At 46.9% G+C, this 1,755-nt stretch carries 2 protein-coding genes; both read left to right on the top strand.

Going from position 1 to position 1,755, the window contains the following annotated elements; all coding sequences use genetic code 11:
• On the top strand, positions 1-1,049 hold a 1,049-nt coding region (locus R7127_RS26035; protein WP_318148665.1), incomplete at its 5' end, for a maltoporin.
• Positions 1,050-1,149: 100 nt separating this feature from the next.
• The coding region (locus R7127_RS26030; RefSeq protein ID WP_318148664.1) for a MalM family protein at positions 1,150-1,755 on the top strand (606 nt) is incomplete at its 3' end.

The raw sequence follows: 1,755 nt of genomic DNA, 5'->3' as shown, positions 1-1,755 counted from the left end.
AAACGTTCTACGTAGACTCTATGATCGCAATGACTTCTAACGGTTCAAACGACTGGGAAAGCACTTCTGCTAACTGTGGTTTGGATAACGGCGAAGTGAAATGTGTAGACGATGCACAATTCGCACTACGTCAGTTCAACGTTCAAGCTAAAGGCCTACTAAACTTTGCTCCTGAAGCAACGCTTTGGGCAGGTAAACGCTACTACCAACGTCACGACATTCATATCTCTGACTTCTACTACTGGAACATCTCTGGCGCGGGCGCTGGTGTTGAAGGTATCGAAGCTGGTCCTGGTAAAGTATCTTCCGCTTGGGTTCGTAACGACCGCGGCGATATCGCCGACCCAGGCAACGATGGTGGCGCAACAAACGTAAACACTCTAGACGTACGTTACGCAGGTCTTCCTCTATGGGACAACGGTTCTCTAGAAATGGGCTTGAACTACGCGATTCTTAACGAAACTGACGCTGCGCCAAACAGCACTAAAGATGCGAAAAACGGCGTAATGTTCACAGCAGAGTTGACTCAAGGTCTAGACTCTGGTTTCAACAAAACTGTATTCCAGTACGGTACTGAAGGCTACTCAAAAACAATGGCGTTCTACGGCGACGGTAGCTGGTACGGTGCAGAAGCTCGTGATGGTGCATCTGGTTACCGTTTCATCAACTGGGGTGTTATTGGTCTAGGTGATAACTGGGAACTAGGTCACCAGTTGGTTTACGGTGTAGGTGAAGATATGTGGGCTGCTGATCACAAGTGGGAAGCGATGTCAGCCGTTGTTCGCCCAGTCTTCAAGTGGGATGACAACCACAAAACTATCTTCGAAGCTGGCTACGCTATCGACGATAACGACGGCGAAGAAAACAAATACGGTAAGCTAACTGTTGCTCAAGCATGGTCTGCTGGCTCTAGCTTCTGGGCTCGTCCTGAAATCCGTGTTTACGCTTCTTACCTAACGGCTGACAAAGAAGACAACTCAAACACATTTGATAACGGACGTTCAGACGATACGTTCCAATTCGGTGTACAAGCTGAAGCTTGGTGGTAATCATCTAACCACTAAGTCCTAAATTGTCCTAGAATGATACAGCCAGAACCTATCTGGCTGTATTTATTTCAAAAACAATAATGAGTCGAGGTAGACAGTAATGAGAAAATGGCTTGCTCCCGTACTGCTGGGCATGTTGGCTACTGGTTGTGCGTCCGTAGAACAAGTAGAGATGAGTCCAAAAGGTCAGCAACAAGTAATCACTCAATCGGGTGATATTCAATGGGTACCGCTTAATGTGCCTGTGGTTACTGAGTTCGCTTTGACTGATAAAAGCCAAATGCTGTTGGATGGCAACAGTGCTGGCGCAATTGCAGCGTTCGCTCTTCCGGGCAATCGTGGCAGTCTCGATATCAAATTAGAGACATTCGTAAGTAAAGAACTTCAATTTTATGCTCCAAATGTCGCAGTGATGAACTCGGCAGGAGAAACCATTTACCAAGCCGATTTCTCAAAGTTTAAGTACGAACCAGCAAAACTGTTGGACAACGATAAATTCGTACTTGATCTCAATGTGATTCCAGACATGACAGGTAATGATCTTCATGTATTGGTTTACACGACTTCCGCCGATCTAAAAGGAAGTACACAAGTTCTACACCCTGCAAAAGCCTTCGCCATGGCGCGCCATACTCAGCCGCCAGATATTGCAGACCCTCTAGCGAAACATAGCCCACTCGGTCAGTTCCGCTTTTCGGTATCCGCG

This window comes from Vibrio sp. 1159, assembly GCF_033340395.1.
GTDB classification, from domain to species: Bacteria; Pseudomonadota; Gammaproteobacteria; order Enterobacterales; family Vibrionaceae; genus Vibrio; species Vibrio alginolyticus.
The sequence above is the reverse complement of the archived record's forward strand: the minus strand, read 5'-3'. Positions and strand labels throughout refer to the sequence as shown.